Raw genomic sequence first — 17,057 nt, 5'->3', positions numbered from 1 at the left:
TCCGCTACGCCGGGCGGAAGCACAAGGTCGCGATCGCCCCGCCGCCCTCGCGCGGTGACAGGTCGAAGCTGCCGCCGAGCTGCTCGGCCAGCGTGCGCGAGATGCGCAGCCCCAGGCTGGTCGCGCCGGCGGATGTGAAGCCGGGCGGCGGGCCCGCGCCATCATCCGCGATCGTCAGCACGACGGTTGCCGCGCTGGCGCGCATCTGCACATCGATCCGCCCGGTGTCGCGACCGGCAAAGCCATGCTCGACGGCATTGGCGATCGTTTCCGCGACGATCAGCGCGATCGGGATCAGCGCGTCCGGCGGCAGCATGATCTGTGCGTCCACATCGACCGACGCCGTGACGCCCGGCTTGCCTGAGGTCGCCATCACATCCTGCACCAGATCGGGCAGCATCCGCTCCAGCGTCTGGGGATCGCCGCTATGGTCATAGAGCTGGCGCTGGATGCGCCCGATGGTCTGCAGCTTGCCGCCCGCATCGGCTAGCGCCTGGCGCGCCGCCGGATCGCTGACGCTGCGCTGCTGCAGCGCGAGCACTGCACCGACCATCTGCAGATTGTTCGAAACCCGGTGCTGCAACTCGCTGAACAGCAGCTGGCTCCGCTCGGCCAGCATCTGGCTGCGCTCGCGCTCCAGCCGCAGCCGCGCGGTGCCGCGCTGCATCCAGTCGATCAGCAACAGATCGACGGCCACCACGCCGACATAGAAACCCATTGCGACGATCGCGCCGGGGGCGAACGAGAAGGCATTGGCGGGCGGGATGAAGAAATACCAGGCGAGCAGGCCGCACAGAACCGCTGATAGAATGCCCGGGCCACGCCCGAACAGGAAACCCGACAGGACCACCGCCGGGAAGAAGGTGAGAAAGGGGAAGCCGGGCGGAAAGGCATCGGCGAGCAGCCACCGCGTCACAAGGCCCACCAGCGACAGCAGCAGCGCAGCACCATAGCCCTGCCAGCGATGTTCGCGGGCAAGCGGCAACCGTTCCAGCAATCGACCCGTACGCCCGTCCACCGCATCCCCCATTGCCGGTGTCCCCGTCGATGCGGGGTCATCATCATGGATCGAAAAAGCCTCCGAAGCCAGTGGCTCCGGAGGCTCTCGCTGTCCGATCCGGATTGCTCCGGAACGTGAACTTACTTGACGTGCTTCGCGATGTGCTTGTTCATCTCGAACATCGTCACCTTGTCCGCGCCGAAAATGGGCTTCAGCTTGGCGTCGGCCAGGATCTCGCGCTTGTTCGCGGGGTTCTGGAGATCGTTCTTCTTGATGTATTCCCACATCTTGCTGACGATCTCGCTGCGCGGCAGCTCTGCGGTACCGACGATCGCGGCGAGCTCAGGCGAGGGGGTGACGGGCTTTGCGATGCCGCCCCGGGCGCCGCCAGATGCCTTTTTTTCGGCCATTCTATTCTTCTCCTCTGCGGGCCGGCAACCCTGCCGGACCGTGATCTTGGTCAGCGCCGGGGGCCCGGGCAATGCCCTGAACCCGGTGTCGCTGCGCCGGATGTAATCCGGTTCTTTGTACGATGCACGTATTTGATGCGCTTCCAAGAGGGTTTGATACGTTTGGTTGTGGAGAACCCGCCGCTTTGTCGCTCAGAAGGCCCGCTCCGCCGCACTCAAAACGACTCCAAGCGCCATGGATGCCCAGCGCACTCGCCACGAAAAAGGGGCGCCCCGGTATCCCGGAACGCCCCCAATTCTTGCAATGACCGGATCGCCCGGTCGGTCAGCTTCGGATCAGAAGCCCACCTTCGCCTTGACGCCGAAGAAGCGCGGCAGGCCCGGATAGGCGGCGTAGTTGCCGGTCTGCTCCGGCACCGCAAAGCCGGTGATGTGGTAATATTGGTTGGTCAGGTTCTCGACGAAGAACTCGAGGCTCTTCTTGCCGTCGTCGGTCTGCAGGCCGACACGGGCGCCCAGCAGCGCATAGCCCGGGTTGAACAGCGCGGTGCGTCCGGTGGTCGCGTTCGGGTTGTTCGACGGGATGTTGACCTCGCTGTTGTAGCGCATGTCGACATGGACCAGGCCGCGGATGCCGCTGGTGATCTGCGGCGTCCAGGTCGTCGCGATCGTCACCGTATGCTCGGGCTGGTTGCTGACCTGACGGCCTTCCTGACCCTGCAGCGGGGTGCCGACGAAGTTGTTGTCGGCATCGTACTTGGCGTTGATGTAGCTGTAACCCATGCGGAACGTCAGGTTGCGCACCGGCTGGATGATCGATTCAACCTCGACGCCCTTGCTGGTCGTGCTGTCGACATTCTGGACGACGAAGTTGTTGCCGCTGAACACCAGCGACTGCAGGTCGCTGAACTTCTGGTAGAAAGCGGCGATGTTCAAGGTGAAGGCACGGCCCCACTGGGTCTTCACGCCGATTTCATAGGCATCGACCGATTCCGACCCGAACGCCAGGTCGCTGGCCTGCGGACCGTTGCCGCCGAGCAGGACGCTGTCGAACGTCGCCTGGTCCATGTTGTAGCCGCCCGACTTGTAGCCGCGGTCATAGCCACCATAGACCAGGATGTCCGAATTCACCTTGTACGCCAGCTTGGCGGTGCCGGTGATCTTGCTCTCGTCCTTGTCATGGGCGTAGCTGCCGTTGAACTCGGTGTTGATCGCCGGGTTGCAGCTCAGCAGATACAGGTTGTTGAACAGGCCGAGCTGGCGGAGCAGGTTGGCATACTGGACGGCAGCCGTGTTGCCCGCACGCACCTGGTTGAAGAAGGTGCAGCTGCCGGTGTTGTTGCTGATCGTCGCGGTCAGGTCCTTCTTCTCATAGTTCCAGCGCGCACCCAGCGTCAGCGACAGCTTGTCGCTGATGTTGATGATGTTGTGCGTGAACAGCGCGAAGGCGTTGGTCTTGACGCGATAGTCGTTGGTGTTGCCCTGGCCGGCGCTGACACCCGGAAGCGGGCTGGCGGCGAGCGCGGCGAGGCCCGGAACCGGCGTCGCCGAATAGCCGAGCGCGTTGCAGGTCGCGACCGGAACCACGCCCGACGGCGCTGCGCCGACGGCGGTGCGGAAGCAGCCCACGACCGGAGCCAGCGACGCGCCATAGGCCGCCTGATACGCGGCGAACACGTTCGGCACCGCCGGGTTCAGGAATACGGCACCCGGGGTCGGGGCCGTGCCGAGCGATCCGTAGAACTGCACCGATCCGCCGAAGGACGGGCCGGCCAGCGCGTTGAAGATCGAGTCGACATAGCGGTTGCCGTCATTGCCGACGCGGACCGTGTCGTGAACCTTGTTGGTCTCGTTGAGGTAGAAGCCGCCGACCAGCCAGTCGAGCACGCCGCCGAACGCCGAACCCTGGAAGCGCAGCTCCTGGGTGAAATCGCTCAGCTCGTTGCGATAGCCTTCGCGATAGGAGCGATCGATGCCCGAGAAATCGACGTCCTGGTTACGCCGCACGCGCCAGTCGCGATAGGCGGTGATCGAGGTCAGCTTGATATCGTCGGTCAGATCGGCGTTGATCTCGCCCGAAAAACCCCAGTCGCGCACGCGCTCGCTCAGGTCGCGGTTGGGCGACGCGGCCATGCGGCGCTGTTGGGGATCGATCGTGGTCGGCACGCCGTTCACGGTCCGGCTGGTGCCCTCGTACAGGCCATCGCGGCCCTGCGCACCGGCAATCCCCTCGATCAGCGGCGCGAACGCACCGCGCACGACCGAGATCGCGCCGCAGCACTGCTCATCCGTCTCGTAATAGTCGGCGATCAGGCGCAGCGAGAAGGTCGAGGTGTCGTACAGCGCCTGGCCGCGGGCGTACCAGCGGTCGACATTGTTGAACGCACGGTCGGCGTTGACGTCCTCGATATAGCCGTCGCGCTTGCGATAGCCGCCGTCGAGACGCAGCGCGAGCTGCTCGGTCACCGGACCGGTCACCGCGCCCTTCAGCTCGAACGCGTTGTAATTGCCGTAGCTGCCCTCGAGATAGCCGCCGAGTTCGAACGCTGGCTGGGCGGTGAAGATCGACAGCGCGCCGGCCGAAGTGTTGCGGCCGAACAGCGTGCCCTGCGGGCCGCGCAGCACTTCGACGCGCTCAAGCTGCGGCAATTCGGAAATGGCGACGCCCGCGCGTGCACGGAACACGCCGTCGATGAAGACGCCGACCGCAGGCTCGAAGCCGGGGTTGTCGCCGGCGGTAGTGATGCCGCGGATATACAGCGTGGTGCCGGTCGCCGACGACTGGCCGGTCGAGCTCTGCAGCGACGGTGCGAGCTGCTCCAGCCCGCGGACGTCCTCGACGCCGGCATTGGCGAGCAGCGTGGCCGGGACTGCGGTCACCGCGATCGGCACGTCCTGAACGGTTTCGTTACGGCGGGTCGCGGTGATCACGACTTCGTTGCCCGACGCCTCTTCTTCCTGCGCGGCGGGGGCGGAGGTGTCCTGGGCAATGGCGGGGGTGGCCGCGATCAGCGCGAGGGCAGATGCGGAAAACAGCTGGAGTGTGCGCATGGGTCTCTCCTCTCTGGGTCCGCCGGGGGTCTTTCCCTCCGGGACCGGTCTTCTTGTTGTTGTTGGGTCACACGCTACCGCCGCTCGAATCCTTACGTCAACGTCAAATCACGCTAGGAATCCGGCGGAAATGCTTGCTATTTCCCGGAACGACACCGTTTGTTGCACGCGGGCAACACAGCAGAGGCGCTTGCCGTAGCGTCACACTGAAAGGGACAGGGTACCAGCCATTATGAGTTGCCATCACCACGAAGACCCCGTCGATGGCGATCACGCCGCGCCGACCCCCAAGATTCCGGTGCCCGATGAGGTTGCGGACGCGATCCGCACGCTGCTGCGCTGGGCCGGCGACGACCCGAGTCGCGAAGGACTGATCGACACCCCCAAGCGCGTCGCGCGCGCATGGAAGGAATATTGCCAGGGCTATGCCGAGGATCCCGCCTATCATCTCAGCCGGGTGTTCGAAGAAGTCGGCGGCTATGACGATATCGTCCTGCTCAAGGACATCCCGTTCCAGTCGCATTGCGAACATCATCTCGCGCCGATCATCGGCAAGGCGTCGATCGCCTATCTGCCGGGCAAGCATGTCGTCGGCATCTCCAAGCTCGCCCGCGTGCTGCACGCCTATGCCCGCCGGCTGCAGGTGCAGGAACGGCTAACCGCGCAGGTCGCCGACTGCATCTGGGATCATCTGCAGCCGCGCGGCGTCGCGGTGGTGATCGAGGCGAGCCATGCCTGCATGACCGCACGCGGCGTGCGCACTCCGGGCGTGTCGATGGTCACCAGTCGCGTGATCGGCACCTTCCGCCAGGATGACCGCAGCCGCAAGGAAGTCCTCGCGCTCATGGGCTATTGATGCGTGTCCTCGTCACCGGCGGCGCGCGGCGGATCGGGGCGGCGATCGTGCGCCGCCTCGTGGCCGATGGGCATGCGGTTGCGGTGCACCACCATGATTCGCATGGCGAGGCCGATGCCCTGGCGCGCGAGCTGGGCGTGGCGCTGGTCACCGCGGACCTTGCCGATGCCGCCGACACCCGTGCGCTGATCGCGGCCGCGGCCGCTGCGCTGGGCGGCCCGGTCGAGGGGCTGGTCAACAACGCCTCGCGCTTCGCCTGGGACGCGATCCCGCTCGCCGATTATAGCGGGCTCGACCGGCACATGCACGTCAACCTCGGCGCGCCGCTGCTGCTCGCCTCGGCGCTGGCGGCGCAGGTCGGGCTGGGAGAAGGGGCGATCGTCAACCTGCTCGACCAGAAGCTCGCCAATCCCAATCCCGACTTCCTGACCTACACGCTGAGCAAGGCGGCACTGGCCGAGGCGACGACCCTGCTCGCGATGCGGCTCGCGCCGCGCATCCGCGTCAACGCGGTCTCGCCCGGCCTGACGCTCCCCAGCCTCGACCAGACGCCGGAGGAGTTCGCTACCGTCGCCAGCGCCAACCTGCTCGAACGCCCGGTCGACCTGTCCGACCTCGCCGCGACCGTCGCCCATCTGCTGACCACGCGCAGCATCACCGGCCAGAATATCTTCGTCGATTGCGGCCAGCGTCTGGTGAAGCGCGATGGCGATGTCATGTTCACCGACCGGGAGCGCCCGCATGGCTGAATATACCATCCATCTCGACGGGCTGGTGGTCGAAATCGGCCTCGGCATCCATGATTTCGAACGCGCCGCGCCGCAGCGGGTCGAACTCAATGTCGCGATGCGCTGTGTTTACGCAGCGCCACCCGAGGACCGGATCGATGCGGTGGTTGATTACGACTATCTGCGCACCGGCATTCACGCGCTGGCAGCCAGGGGGCATATCGAGCTTCAGGAAACCCTGTGCGACGCCGTCGCCGCGCTCGCCCTCGCCGCCGACCCGCGCGTCGCCGAAGTCCGCGTCCGCTCGATGAAGCTCGACGTCTATCCCGACGCGCGCGTGGGGTGCGAGGTGGTGCGGGTGCGGCCTGGTTCGACGCTTTAGGACTTGGATGAAGGCCGCCTTGCCCCTATGTCCGCTCCGTCCATCGTTCACCGACGGGCAACAAGGGGCCGTTTAACGGGTTTTCGCGTGCAATTGCTGCTGTTCCTCTCTGCGCTCCTCGCGAGCCTCACCGGTGCGATTGCCGGTGACCGCGACCTGCGCGGGTTTCAGCAGCGCAGCGACACCGCCATTTCCCGCACCGCCGAAACCGCCGTTGCCGCAGTGTCTCGCGTCGCGGCGGCAGTGGTCAGCCGCCCCCTCGCCACGCGTGAAGTCCCCGTCGCGGTGCCCTTCGCGATCCACGACGCTCCGGCCGGCACGCCTGCCCGCCTGACCAGCGAACGCCGGCTCGAATAGCCGCGCGCGCCGCCGCCGAACCGCGGCCGGCATCCATTTCGCATTCGAATCGTTGGCGCTCGCAAGACGGGCGCACACCCTGCAATTTCACACGACTGGAAATCATCATGTTCGGCGGCTTGGCCAAGTCCCTGTTCGGTTCGTCCAACGACCGGTATGTTCGTTCGCTCAACCCCATCCTCGCCAAGATCGCGGGCTTCGAACCCACGCTCAAGGCGATGTCCGACGACGAACTGGCGGCGCAGACCGTCAAGTTCCGTGAGCGGCTCGAGAATGGCGAAAAGCTCGACGCGATCCTGCCCGAAGCCTTTGCGACGGTGCGTGAAGCCGGTGTCCGCGTGCTCGGCATGCGCCATTTCGACGTGCAGATGGTCGGCGGCATCGTGCTGCACCGTGGCGAGATCGCCGAAATGCGCACGGGCGAGGGTAAGACGCTGGTCGCGACGCTCGCCACCTATCTCAACGCGCTGCCGGGCAAGGGCGTCCACGTCATCACCGTCAACGACTATCTCGCCCGCCGCGACTCAGAATGGATGGGCCAGATCTACCGCTTCCTCGGCCTGACCGTGGGCGTGATCGTCCCCAACCTCGCCGACCATCAGCGCCGCGAAGCCTATGCCGCCGACATCACCTACGGCACGAACAACGAGTTCGGCTTCGACTATCTGCGCGACAACATGAAGTACGACCGCGCGTCGATGGTGCAGCGTCCCTTCGCCATGGCGATCGTCGACGAAGTCGACTCGGTGCTGATCGACGAAGCGCGCACCCCGCTGATCATCTCCGGCCCGACCGACGACAAGAGCGAGCTCTATATGGGCGTCGACGCGATCGTGAAGCAGCTCAGCCCCGACCTGTACGAAAAGGACGAGAAGCAGAAGAGCGTCGTCCTGACCGAAGACGGGATGGAGAGCGTCGAGCGGATGCTGGAGACCGCAGGGCTGCTCAAGGGCGGCAACCTGTATGATTTCGAGAATACGCAGGTGGTGCACCACCTCAACCAGTCGCTGCGCGCGAACGTCATGTACAAGCGCGACATCGATTACATCGTCAAGGACGGCAAGGTCGTCATCATCGACGAATTCACCGGCCGCATGATGGACGGCCGCCGCTGGTCCGACGGCCTGCATCAGGCGGTCGAGGCCAAGGAAGGCGTGACGATCGAGCCGGAGAATCAGACGCTCGCGTCGATCACCTTCCAGAATTATTTCCGCATGTACCCCAAGCTGGCGGGCATGACCGGCACGGCGGCGACCGAAGCGCCCGAATTCTATGACATTTACAAGATGAACGTGGTGTCGATCCCGACCAACGTTCCGGTCAAGCGCATCGATCAGGACGATGAGTTCTACAAGACGATGCAGGACAAGTTCATCGCCATCGCCCGCACGATCCGCGAGCATTCGGCGAAGGGCCAGCCGGTGCTGGTCGGCACCGTGTCGATCGAAAAGTCCGAACTGCTCAGCGAGTATCTGACCAGGGAAGGCGTCGACCATTCGGTCCTCAACGCCCGCTTCCACGAGCAGGAAGCGCATATCGTGGCGCAGGCCGGCCGTCTGGGCGCGGTGACCATCGCCACCAACATGGCGGGCCGCGGCACCGACATCCAGCTGGGCGGCAACCTCGAATTCCGCGTCGAGGCCGAACTCGCCGACATGCCCGAGGGGCCGGAGCGTGAGGCCGCGATCGCGCAGATCAAGGCCGAGATCGCCGCCGAAAAGCAGAAGGTGCTGGAGGCCGGCGGCCTGTTCGTGCTCGGCACCGAACGCCATGAAAGCCGCCGCATCGACAACCAGCTGCGCGGCCGTTCGGGCCGTCAGGGCGATCCCGGCCTGTCGCGCTTCTACCTCAGCCTCGACGACGATCTGCTGCGCATCTTCGGCCCCGACACGCTGTTCGCCAAGATGATGCGCAACAACATCGCCGATGGCGAGGCGATCGGCAGCAAATGGCTGACCAAGGCGATCGAAACCGCGCAGAAGAAGGTCGAGGCGCGCAACTACGACATCCGCAAGCAGGTCGTCGAATATGACGACGTGATGAACGATCAGCGCAAGGTGATCTACGAACAGCGCGCCGACATCATGGATGCCGAAACCGTCGGCGACGTGGTCGAGGATATGCGCGCCGAAACGGTCAACGACCTGGTCGGTACGGCGTGCCCGCCCGAAACCTATCCCGAACAATGGGATATCGAAGGGCTGAAGGCGCGTGCGCAGGAGATGCTGGGCATCGAAGCGCCGGTCGAACAATGGATCGCCGAGACCGACGGGATCGAGCCCGAGGATGTCGAGAACCGCATCCGCGAGCTTGCCGCCGCGCGCGTCGCCGCCAAGTCGGATCAGCTCGACCCCGAGACCTGGACCTCGATCGAAAAGTCGATCCTGCTGCAGAATCTCGACCATCACTGGAAGGAGCATCTCGCGATGCTCGACGCGCTGCGTCAGGTCGTCCACCTGCGTGCCTATGCGCAAAAGACGCCGATCAACGAGTATAAGCAGGAAGCGTTCGCAATGTTCGAGCGCATGCTGGGCGCGATCCGTGAAGACGTGACCCGCACGCTCGCCTGGGCGGAATTCCAGTTCCAGGCACCCCCGGGCCTGCCCGAACTGCCCGACTTCCTGACGACGCATATCGATCCGCTCACCGGGCTCGACAACAGCGCCGACTGGGATGCGGGCAGCGCCGGCCTGATCTCGAACGAGCTGCCCGCGATGCAGATCCCGCGCCCCACCGGCGATGCGCTCGGCGAAGATCCGGCCAGCTGGGAAGGCCGCGTCAACCGCAATTCGCCATGCCCGTGCGGTTCGGGCCGCAAGTACAAGCAGTGCCACGGCGCGGTGGTGTGAAGTAGATCACTCCTCCCGGAACGGGAGGGGACGGGGGAGGGGCGCGCGTCTGCGCGCTCCAAAGACTCCTTGCTGAAACGAGAAGGGCCGCCCGAGACGATCGGGCGGCCCATTTTTTGGATCGTCACCCCCGCGAAAGCGGGGGCCCATCTCCCGGACTGTCCGAATACTGCACCGGTGCGATGCGCCAATCCTGCAGGAGATGGGCCCCCGCTTTCGCGGGGGTGACGGCGGTGTCTGGATGCCGTCCTGCCTCTCCGACGACGGGGAGAGGCAGGAACTACCTCACCGCGGGCGCGGCGGGGCGATCGAGGTGCCGAGATTCTCCAGCACTTCGCGTGCGTTGAACGCGCGAACATTGTCGGGCTTGCGGCCCTTGCCGATCACGATCTCGGCGCTCGCCTCATAACGCTCGACCGTGCGGATATCGACGTCGCGGTCCCAGAAGGGATCGCCGCCCCACGGGCTCCAGCTGCGCCAGCCCCAGCGCGGGCCGTAATAGCGCCACGACGGACCCCAGCCGCCCCATGGGCCGCTGCTGAACGGGCTGGTAGTGGCATAGGTGCGCGACTTCTTTTCGGTGTCGCGGTCTGCGAGGACGAAATGGTCCCCGCCGCGTTCGACCGTGAGCTGCGCCGCGCGATAGAGCAGATAGCGCTCGACCGTCTCGCGCGATGTCATGCTGTTGCCGGCAAAGGTGACGCGGAAGCGATCGGATTCGATCTGCTCGTCCCAGTAACCGGTGCGGTACGATCCGCTGCCGGTCGCGGGCTGATAGGGGGTCGGGGTGGTGCAGGATGCGAGCACGCTGGCGCTGGCCAGCGCGAGCGCGACCGCCGCGATGCGCGAGCGGCGGGCGGGGACGGTGGACATGACTTTCCTCCTAAGCATCTCATATTGCGGCGAATCGTGCCGATGCTGCGGCGATAACGTTCAGCACAGGCCAAATGTCCCTATGCTGAACGAAACGACAGAAACCCGCGCGGCGCAAGGCCCGCGTCGCGGATCGGTGTCTATGTCAGGAGGAAAACTCGCTGGCTCCCTGAGTTGGATTCGAACCAACGGCCGCTCGATTAACAGTCGAGAGCTCTACCGCTGAGCTATCAGGGAACACCAGCGAGGGCGCGCCTATACGAAGGGGTGCCGGGCAATGCAAGCGGGGAAACGGGGATTTTTCTCAACAATCCTCCCCCGCCAGGGGGAGGTGGCACGCGCAGCGTGACGGAGGGGGAGGAAGGGTCTCGGCGAGAGATCGGACGACACAGCCGTCCTCCCCCTCCGTCGCCTTCGGTGCCACCTCCCCCTGGCGGGGGAGGATAGCGTTCTTACGCGATAAACTGTTCCATCGTGATCCGCTCATCCAGCGCATGCTCGGGATCGAACAGCAGCGTCAGGTCGCGATTGCGGTCGATCGCGATGTCCACCTGCGCCACGTCGCGCACTTCGCGCTGATCGGCGACTGCGCTCACCGGGCGCTTGCCGGGGTCGAGCACGCGCAGCGAGATGCGCGTCTTTTCGGGCAGGATCGCGCCCCGCCAGCGGCGCGGCCGGAACGGGCTGATCGGGGTGAGCGCGAGCAGGCGCGAGCCGAGCGGCAGGATCGGGCCATGCGCCGACAGATTATAGGCAGTCGACCCCGCCGGCGTCGCGACCAGGATCCCGTCGCACACCAGTTCGGGCAGCACCACGCGGTCGTTGACGCGCACTTCCAGCTTGGCGGTCTGGCGTGTCTCGCGCAGCAGCGACACTTCGTTGATCGCGGGGAGGACATGAGTCTCCCCGTCCATCGTCGTCGCGGTCATCACCAGCGGCGACACCTTGAACGGCCGGGCACGGGCGAGCCGATCCTCCAGCCCCTCGGGCTGCCAGTCGTTCATCAGAAAGCCGATGGTGCCGAGGTTCATGCCGAACACCGGCACGATCCGCCGCCGCTCCAGCATCGCGTGCAGCGTCTGGAGCATGAAGCCGTCGCCACCCAGCGCGACGACCATGTCGGCGTCCTCCACCGGCACCCAGTCGCGCCCGGCCAGCAGTTCCGCCGCCGCCGTTTCGGCGGGGGTCGTGGGGGAGGCGGCAAGCGCCCGGCGCACGTCGGTCATCCGCCGGTCACGCTCATATGGCGCGCAACGGCCGGCGCAGCGCCCTGCGCGACGTCGAAGTCGTGCCGCGCGGGCTTGGTCGCCAGCGCCGCATCGATTGCGGCATCGACCGCCGCCAGCCCGCCACCGCGGATCGCGGCCTTCAGATCGACCTGGTTGTCATGACCCAGACAGGTGAACAACTTGCCCTCCTTAGTCAGCCGCACGCGGTTGCAGCTGTCGCAGAAATTCCCCGTGAGCGGGGAGATCAGGCCCAGCCGCGCGCCGGTCCCGCCGACCCGCCAGTACCGCGCCGGCCCGCCGCTGTCATGCGTGTCGCGGGTCAGTTCGAATTGTGCAGACAAATCGTCGAGCACGCGGGTCAGCGGCACGAAGCGATCGGCGCGATCCTCGTCGATCGCGCCGATCGGCATGGTTTCGATCAGCGTCAGGTCCATGCCCTGCGCGCTGGTCCAGTCGAGCATCGCGGGGATCTCCGCGTCATTCAGCCCCTTCAGCGCGACCATGTTGATCTTGACGGTGAGGCCCACCGCGCGCGCGGCGGCGATGCCGTCCAGCACCTGGGCCAGATCGCCGCGCCGGGTGATATGACGGAACATGGCCGGGTCGCGGCTGTCGAGGCTGACATTGATCCGCCGCACGCCGGCCTGCGCCAGCGCCGCCGCATGGGTCGCCAATTGCGTGCCGTTGGTGGTCAGCGTCAGCTCGTCCAGCCCTGCGCCCACGCTGCGCCCCAGCCGCCGCACCAGCTCCAGCGCATCGCGCCGCACCAGCGGCTCGCCCCCGGTCAGCCGGATCTTGCTCACCCCGCGCGCGACGAAGCGCTCGGCGATCAGCGCGATTTCCTCCAGCGACAGCACTTCGCTGCGCGGCAGGAACTGCATCTCCTCGGCCATGCAATAGCGGCAGCGCAGGTCGCAGCGGTCGGTGACCGATACCCGCAGGTAGCGGATCGCGCGGCCATGCCGGTCCACAAGAGGCCGATCGCTCGCCATGCAAAAGGAGCTAAGCTGTTCGTAGCGCCGGGACAAGGCTTGCGTTAGGAATGGCCGCGATGACCGACGCCGCGCCCGTTCCTGCCACACCGATGACCGGGCGCGACCGGCCGCTGTTCCTGCTGTCGTTCCGCCAGCGCGACGAGCTTGCGGCGCAGGCGGCGCGCGCGGGCTGGCGGGTCGTGGCGGCGCGGCGCGGGGAGGGGGCCGATCGGCGCTTCCTGGCCAGCGGGGCGGCGGTGGCGGTGGTCGATGCGCGGGGTTCGGTTGCCGAAGGGCTTGCCGCCGTCCGCGCGATGGCACCCGTGACCAGCGCCAATGGCGCCGCGCTGCTCGCGCTCGTGTCGCGCGACGACACCGCGCGGCTGGGCGAATTCTACGACGCCGGTGCCACGCACTTTCTCGCCAGCCCGATGCGCGAGGTCGAGTTCGTTCAGGCGCTGCGCTTCGCCGCCCGCCACGCCCAGCGCACCGGGACCGACGCGACCCGTGCGACCGGGGAACCGCTCGGCTGGCGTTACGATCCGGCGCTGCGCTCGCTGCAGGTCACGCCGGCACTCGCGGCGATGCTGGGCCTCAGCTCCGCGCCGTCGCTGCGCACCCTGCTGCGCCATGTCGAGGCGGCGGATCGCGGTGCGATGCGCGGCGCGCTGGCGCGGTTGCGCGAAGGGCTTCAGGCGACCGCCTTCGCCCACGACCTGCCGGGCGCGGGCCGCGTGGTCGAGCATCTGCAGCGCGACGCGCGCACCGGCCGCATCCACGCGCTGATCGAGCGGCTGGGCGAGGTCGATGCGAGCGCGGTGGTCCGCGACGTGCTGACCGGCGTGCGCGACGACACCGGCATGCGCCGCTGGCTCTCGCGTCGCCTCGACGAAGCGCAGCCGGTCGGCGTTGTCCTCGTCACGCTCGGCCGGTTCGACATGGTCAACACCGCCTATGGCCGCGACGCGGGCGATTCGGTCCTGCGCGCCGCCTCGACCCGCATCGCCGATGCCGCGCGCGCCACGCTCGGCCGCCGGGCGACGCTGGCGCGGATGGGCGGGGCCGAGTTTCTGGTCGCGGCGGAAGATGCCGACGCGCAAGCGCTCGCCGCCGCTGCCGCGGAAATCGAGGAGGCGCTGACCCGCCCCTTCGTGATCGGCGACGCGATCGCCCCGGTCGGCGCGCGCATAGCGACCGCAACCGCGCGTCCGGGTGACGATGCCGCCGCCTTGCTGCGCCGCGTGAGCGAGGCGCTCAGCGGCGACGAGGATGACCGCTCCATCCCGCTCGAAGCGCTCGCGGTCGATCTGCGTCACGCGATGGAGGCGGGCGAGATCGAGCTGCGCCTGCAGCCGCAGGTCGCCGTCGCCACCGGCGCGATCGTCGGGGTCGAGGCACTGGCGCGCTGGCGCCACCCGCAGCATGGCGAGGTCGGTGCCGAAACCCTCTTCGCCGCCGCCGCGCGCGCCGAGCTGGAGGTCGCGCTGTCGGAGCATGTCCAGCGCCTCGCCCTAACTCAGGCCGCGCGCTGGCCCGCCTCGCTCCGCCACCTGCGCCTGTCGGTCAACGTCACCGCCGCCGATGTCGCGCGTGCCGGCTTTGCCGACCTGTTCCTCGATTGGGTCGACAGCAGCGGCTTTCCGCGCGCGCGCCTGACCGTCGAGATTACCGAAAGCGGGCTGATCGACGATCTCGGCGAAGCCTCACGCCTGCTCAGCGAGTTGCGCGCGGCGGGCTGCCGCGTCGCGATCGACGATTTCGGCACCGGCTATTCCAGCCTCGCCTATCTGAAAGCCCTCCCGCTCGATTACCTCAAGGTCGACCGCAAGCTGACGCAGGACATCACCGGCAGCGCGCGCGACCGTATCGTCGTGCGCGGCGTGATCGATATGGCGCGCTCGCTCGGCCTGACCGTGATCGCCGAAGGGGTGGAGACCCCCGAACAGCTCGACCTGCTGGCCAAGGAGGGGTGCCAGACCTATCAAGGCTATCTCTGCGCCGAGCCGCTGACCCTTCCCGAACTTATTGCCCTGGTGGACCCTGCATGAACGACCCCCGCGACGCGACCGGCGTCTGGTATGGCCGCTATTTCGCGACCGGCTGGGACGTGCCCGAAAACAGCTTCATCGCGCATCTCGAGGAGTTTGGCGGCGCGGTGGAGGGGACGATCACCGAACCCGACGATACCGGCCTGTCCGACATCCGACGCGCCTTCGTGTCCGGAACACGCAGCGCCGATACGCTGGTCTTCACCAAACAATATGACCCGGCTGGCCCGCTGGCGCACAGCGTTGCCTATTCGGGCCGGATCAGCGCGGACGGCACCGAAGTGACTGGCGACTGGCGCTTCTCGGGCTATCACGGCAGCTTCGTGATGAATCGCGAGATTTTCAGCGCCGAGGAACTGGACGAAGACGCGGTGGTGGACGAAGAACTGGTCATCGAACTGGGCGACCCGGCACCGCCGGCATGGCGCCTGTCATTTGGGAGGGATTAGATGATGAACCGCCGCGGCCTGTTCGCGACACTGGCGATGCTGCTGACCGCAGCCCTGCTCCCCACGCCCGCCGCGGCGAAGGGCTTCGCCTCCGACCGCATCGTTGTGACGGTGGAGGGGAAGGGTGCCGATGTCATCCTGATCCCCGGCCTGTCCTCCAGCCCCCGCGTCTGGGCGGAAATGACCGCAGCGCTCCCCGGCTATCGTTACCACAAGGTGCAGGTGCGCGGGTTCGGTGGGCTCGACAAGGGTGGGAACACTGAAGGCAATGTCGCCGCACCGGTGGCCGAGGAAATCTCGCGCTACATCGCGGAGAACAAGCTCGGCAAGGTCGCGGTGATCGGCCATTCGATGGGCGGGACGATGGCGATGATGCTCGCTGCGCGCCACCCGGATCAGGTCGGCAAGCTGATGGTCGTCGACATGCTCCCCTTCCTCGGCGCGATGTTTGGCGGCCCGCAGGCGACGCCGGAGACGCTCAAGCCGATCGCCGACCAGATCATGGCCGGGATGCGTAACAGCCCGCAGGATGCCTATGCCAAGCAGCTTGAAGGCACGATCGCGTCGATGGTCGCGACCGAAGCCATGCGCGCGCCCGCGCTGGAGGACGCGATGAAGTCCGACCGCGACGTCTCCGCGCGCGCCTATGGCGAACTGATCATGACCAATTTGATGCCCGAACTCGGCAAGATCACCGCGCCGACCACGGTGCTCTATGTGACGCCCCGTGGCGCACCGGTCACCGACGCGCAGATGGACGGCTTCTATCAGGCATCCTTCGCCCCGATCAAAGGCGCGAAGCTGGTGCGCGTGCCGTCTTCCGCGCACTTCATCATGTGGGACAACGCCCCCTTCTTCCAGGCACAGGTCAAGGCGTTCCTCGCAGCATGAAGCCCATCATCGCAATCGCCGCCGCGCTGATCGCGCTCCCCGCCGCCGCGCAGGACGCGCCCGACCGGTCGCAGGACGTCGCCTGGCACAATCAGCAATCGCTCGCGCTCGCGCAGCGGCACGGCGGCGCAGGCTGGAACGTGACGAAAAGCGGCCTGCGCTGGCGGCTGATCGCGGGCAACGGCTCCGGCCAGCATCCCGGACCGACCGACCGCGTGACGGTGCATTATGTCGGGACCTTCACCGACGGCGCCGAATTCGACAGCTCGATCAAGCGCGGCCAGCCGATCACCTTCCCGCTCAACCGCGTCATCCGCGGCTGGACCGAGGGCGTCCAGCTGATGGGCGTCGGCGACAAGGTGGAGTTCGCGATTCCCTCTGACATCGCCTACGGCCCCGCCGGCCGCGGCCCGATCCCGGGCGGCGCGACCTTGCTGTTCACGGTGGAGTTGCTGGGGATCGAAGGGGCGGGGGAGTAGAGGGATGGAACGACAGGACCGAAGCGTATCGCTTCCCACGCAAATGCAAGGTCGATGGGTCGACGCCGAAGATTCGACGTCTGAGTTGGTTGTTTCGGGTGGCGAGGTTAGCTGCTTCGGCAAGCTAGTCGCCTACGACTTCAAATTGCTGGGGACGGACGATGGTGCGCTGACCGTGAGCTTGAAAATCAACGACCCAGCGGGTGAGGATGATTTTCAGCGATCAAATGTGACCGAATTGGTGATCACGCCAGAAGGCGAGTTCCACGCATATAACACGCAGTTCGCAAGCCAGTTTGTCCGGTCAGACAGCTAAACTCCTGTTGGATAGGGCCGCGATCAACCACCCCACCGTCATCCTGAACTCGTTTCAGGATCCGCGTCTCCACCAGCGGCTCAGTCGCCTGCTGCGCTGTGGATGCTGAAACAAGTTCAGCATGACGGAAGTCGAGGGGGCAGCCAGCGATCACCTAAATTTCGT

General features: G+C 66.5%; 16 protein-coding genes and 1 tRNA gene. 10 read left to right on the top strand and 7 right to left on the bottom strand.

Annotation, left to right across the window (positions count from 1 at the left end; all coding sequences use genetic code 11):
* Window positions 1–4: 4 nt before the first annotated feature.
* The 3 genes from KYX69_RS02525 to KYX69_RS02515 form a co-directional block, all read right to left on the bottom strand.
* Window positions 5–1,018, bottom strand: coding sequence for a sensor histidine kinase (locus KYX69_RS02525; RefSeq protein ID WP_300493299.1), 1,014 nt, complete (start codon window positions 1,016–1,018; stop codon window positions 5–7).
* Window positions 1,019–1,140: 122 nt separating this feature from the next.
* Window positions 1,141–1,410 (bottom strand): SWIB/MDM2 domain-containing protein, encoded by a 270-nt coding sequence (locus tag KYX69_RS02520; RefSeq protein WP_066664113.1) that lies wholly within the window; start codon window positions 1,408–1,410, stop codon window positions 1,141–1,143.
* Between the two features lie 336 nt (window positions 1,411–1,746).
* Window positions 1,747–4,461 carry a TonB-dependent receptor gene (locus KYX69_RS02515; protein ID WP_300493295.1) on the bottom strand — a complete coding sequence of 905 codons (2,715 nt, stop codon included), beginning with the start codon at window positions 4,459–4,461 and terminating at the stop codon, window positions 1,747–1,749.
* A 232-nt stretch (window positions 4,462–4,693) separates the two neighbouring features.
* Here KYX69_RS02515 and folE point away from each other — a divergent pair, with 232 nt between their 5' ends.
* The 5 genes from folE (at window position 4,694) to secA (ending at window position 9,633) form a co-directional block, all read left to right on the top strand.
* Window positions 4,694–5,317 (top strand): GTP cyclohydrolase I FolE, encoded by a 624-nt coding sequence (gene folE, locus KYX69_RS02510; RefSeq protein WP_300493293.1) that lies wholly within the window; start codon window positions 4,694–4,696, stop codon window positions 5,315–5,317.
* Entirely contained in the window at window positions 5,317–6,066 is a 750-nt protein-coding gene (locus KYX69_RS02505; protein ID WP_300493290.1) for an SDR family oxidoreductase, read from the top strand. Before folE ends, KYX69_RS02505 begins: the two co-directional genes overlap by 1 nt.
* Window positions 6,059–6,427, top strand: coding sequence for a dihydroneopterin aldolase (locus tag KYX69_RS02500; RefSeq protein ID WP_066664138.1), 369 nt, complete (start codon window positions 6,059–6,061; stop codon window positions 6,425–6,427). Before KYX69_RS02505 ends, KYX69_RS02500 begins: the two co-directional genes overlap by 8 nt.
* Before the next feature lie 87 nt (window positions 6,428–6,514).
* A complete protein-coding gene (locus tag KYX69_RS02495; RefSeq protein WP_066664140.1) occupies window positions 6,515–6,784 on the top strand; it encodes a hypothetical protein in 270 nt (89 codons plus the stop codon).
* A gap of 107 nt (window positions 6,785–6,891) precedes the next feature.
* The gene (secA, locus tag KYX69_RS02490; RefSeq protein WP_300493285.1) at window positions 6,892–9,633 is read left to right on the top strand and encodes a preprotein translocase subunit SecA; all 2,742 of its coding nucleotides are present in this window, start codon (window positions 6,892–6,894) and stop codon (window positions 9,631–9,633) included.
* A 285-nt stretch (window positions 9,634–9,918) separates the two neighbouring features.
* On the opposite strand, the gene KYX69_RS02485 is transcribed toward secA, so the two are convergent.
* The 4 genes from KYX69_RS02485 to moaA form a co-directional block, all read right to left on the bottom strand.
* Entirely contained in the window at window positions 9,919–10,506 is a 588-nt protein-coding gene (locus KYX69_RS02485) for a hypothetical protein (RefSeq protein WP_066664145.1), read from the bottom strand.
* Between the two features lie 162 nt (window positions 10,507–10,668).
* Window positions 10,669–10,743 (bottom strand) — tRNA-Asn (locus KYX69_RS02480).
* A gap of 215 nt (window positions 10,744–10,958) precedes the next feature.
* Window positions 10,959–11,732 (bottom strand): NAD kinase, encoded by a 774-nt coding sequence (locus KYX69_RS02475; RefSeq protein WP_300493280.1) that lies wholly within the window; start codon window positions 11,730–11,732, stop codon window positions 10,959–10,961.
* Window positions 11,729–12,727, bottom strand: coding sequence for a GTP 3',8-cyclase MoaA (moaA, locus tag KYX69_RS02470; RefSeq protein ID WP_300493277.1), 999 nt, complete (start codon window positions 12,725–12,727; stop codon window positions 11,729–11,731). Before moaA ends, KYX69_RS02475 begins: the two co-directional genes overlap by 4 nt.
* Window positions 12,728–12,777: 50 nt before the next feature.
* Here moaA and KYX69_RS02465 point away from each other — a divergent pair, with 50 nt between their 5' ends.
* The 5 genes from KYX69_RS02465 to KYX69_RS02445 are packed head-to-tail and all read left to right on the top strand — an operon-like array spanning window position 12,778 to window position 16,892.
* Window positions 12,778–14,757 carry a bifunctional diguanylate cyclase/phosphodiesterase gene (locus tag KYX69_RS02465; RefSeq protein WP_300493275.1) on the top strand — a complete coding sequence of 660 codons (1,980 nt, stop codon included), beginning with the start codon at window positions 12,778–12,780 and terminating at the stop codon, window positions 14,755–14,757.
* Window positions 14,754–15,206, top strand: a complete 453-nt coding sequence (locus tag KYX69_RS02460; RefSeq protein ID WP_066661183.1) for a hypothetical protein — start codon at window positions 14,754–14,756, stop codon at window positions 15,204–15,206. Before KYX69_RS02465 ends, KYX69_RS02460 begins: the two co-directional genes overlap by 4 nt.
* The gene (locus KYX69_RS02455) at window positions 15,207–16,097 is read left to right on the top strand and encodes an alpha/beta hydrolase (protein WP_066661185.1); all 891 of its coding nucleotides are present in this window, start codon (window positions 15,207–15,209) and stop codon (window positions 16,095–16,097) included.
* Window positions 16,094–16,576, top strand: a complete 483-nt coding sequence (locus KYX69_RS02450; protein ID WP_300493271.1) for an FKBP-type peptidyl-prolyl cis-trans isomerase — start codon at window positions 16,094–16,096, stop codon at window positions 16,574–16,576. The genes KYX69_RS02455 and KYX69_RS02450 overlap by 4 nt, the downstream gene beginning before the upstream one ends.
* A 4-nt stretch (window positions 16,577–16,580) precedes the next feature.
* Window positions 16,581–16,892 (top strand): hypothetical protein, encoded by a 312-nt coding sequence (locus tag KYX69_RS02445; RefSeq protein WP_066661193.1) that lies wholly within the window; start codon window positions 16,581–16,583, stop codon window positions 16,890–16,892.
* The last annotated feature ends 165 nt before the right edge of the window (window positions 16,893–17,057 follow it).

This window comes from Sphingomonas sp. (assembly GCF_030145815.1).
GTDB lineage: Bacteria > Pseudomonadota > Alphaproteobacteria > Sphingomonadales > Sphingomonadaceae > Sphingomonas.
This window is presented reverse-complemented; position numbering and strand designations above follow the sequence as displayed.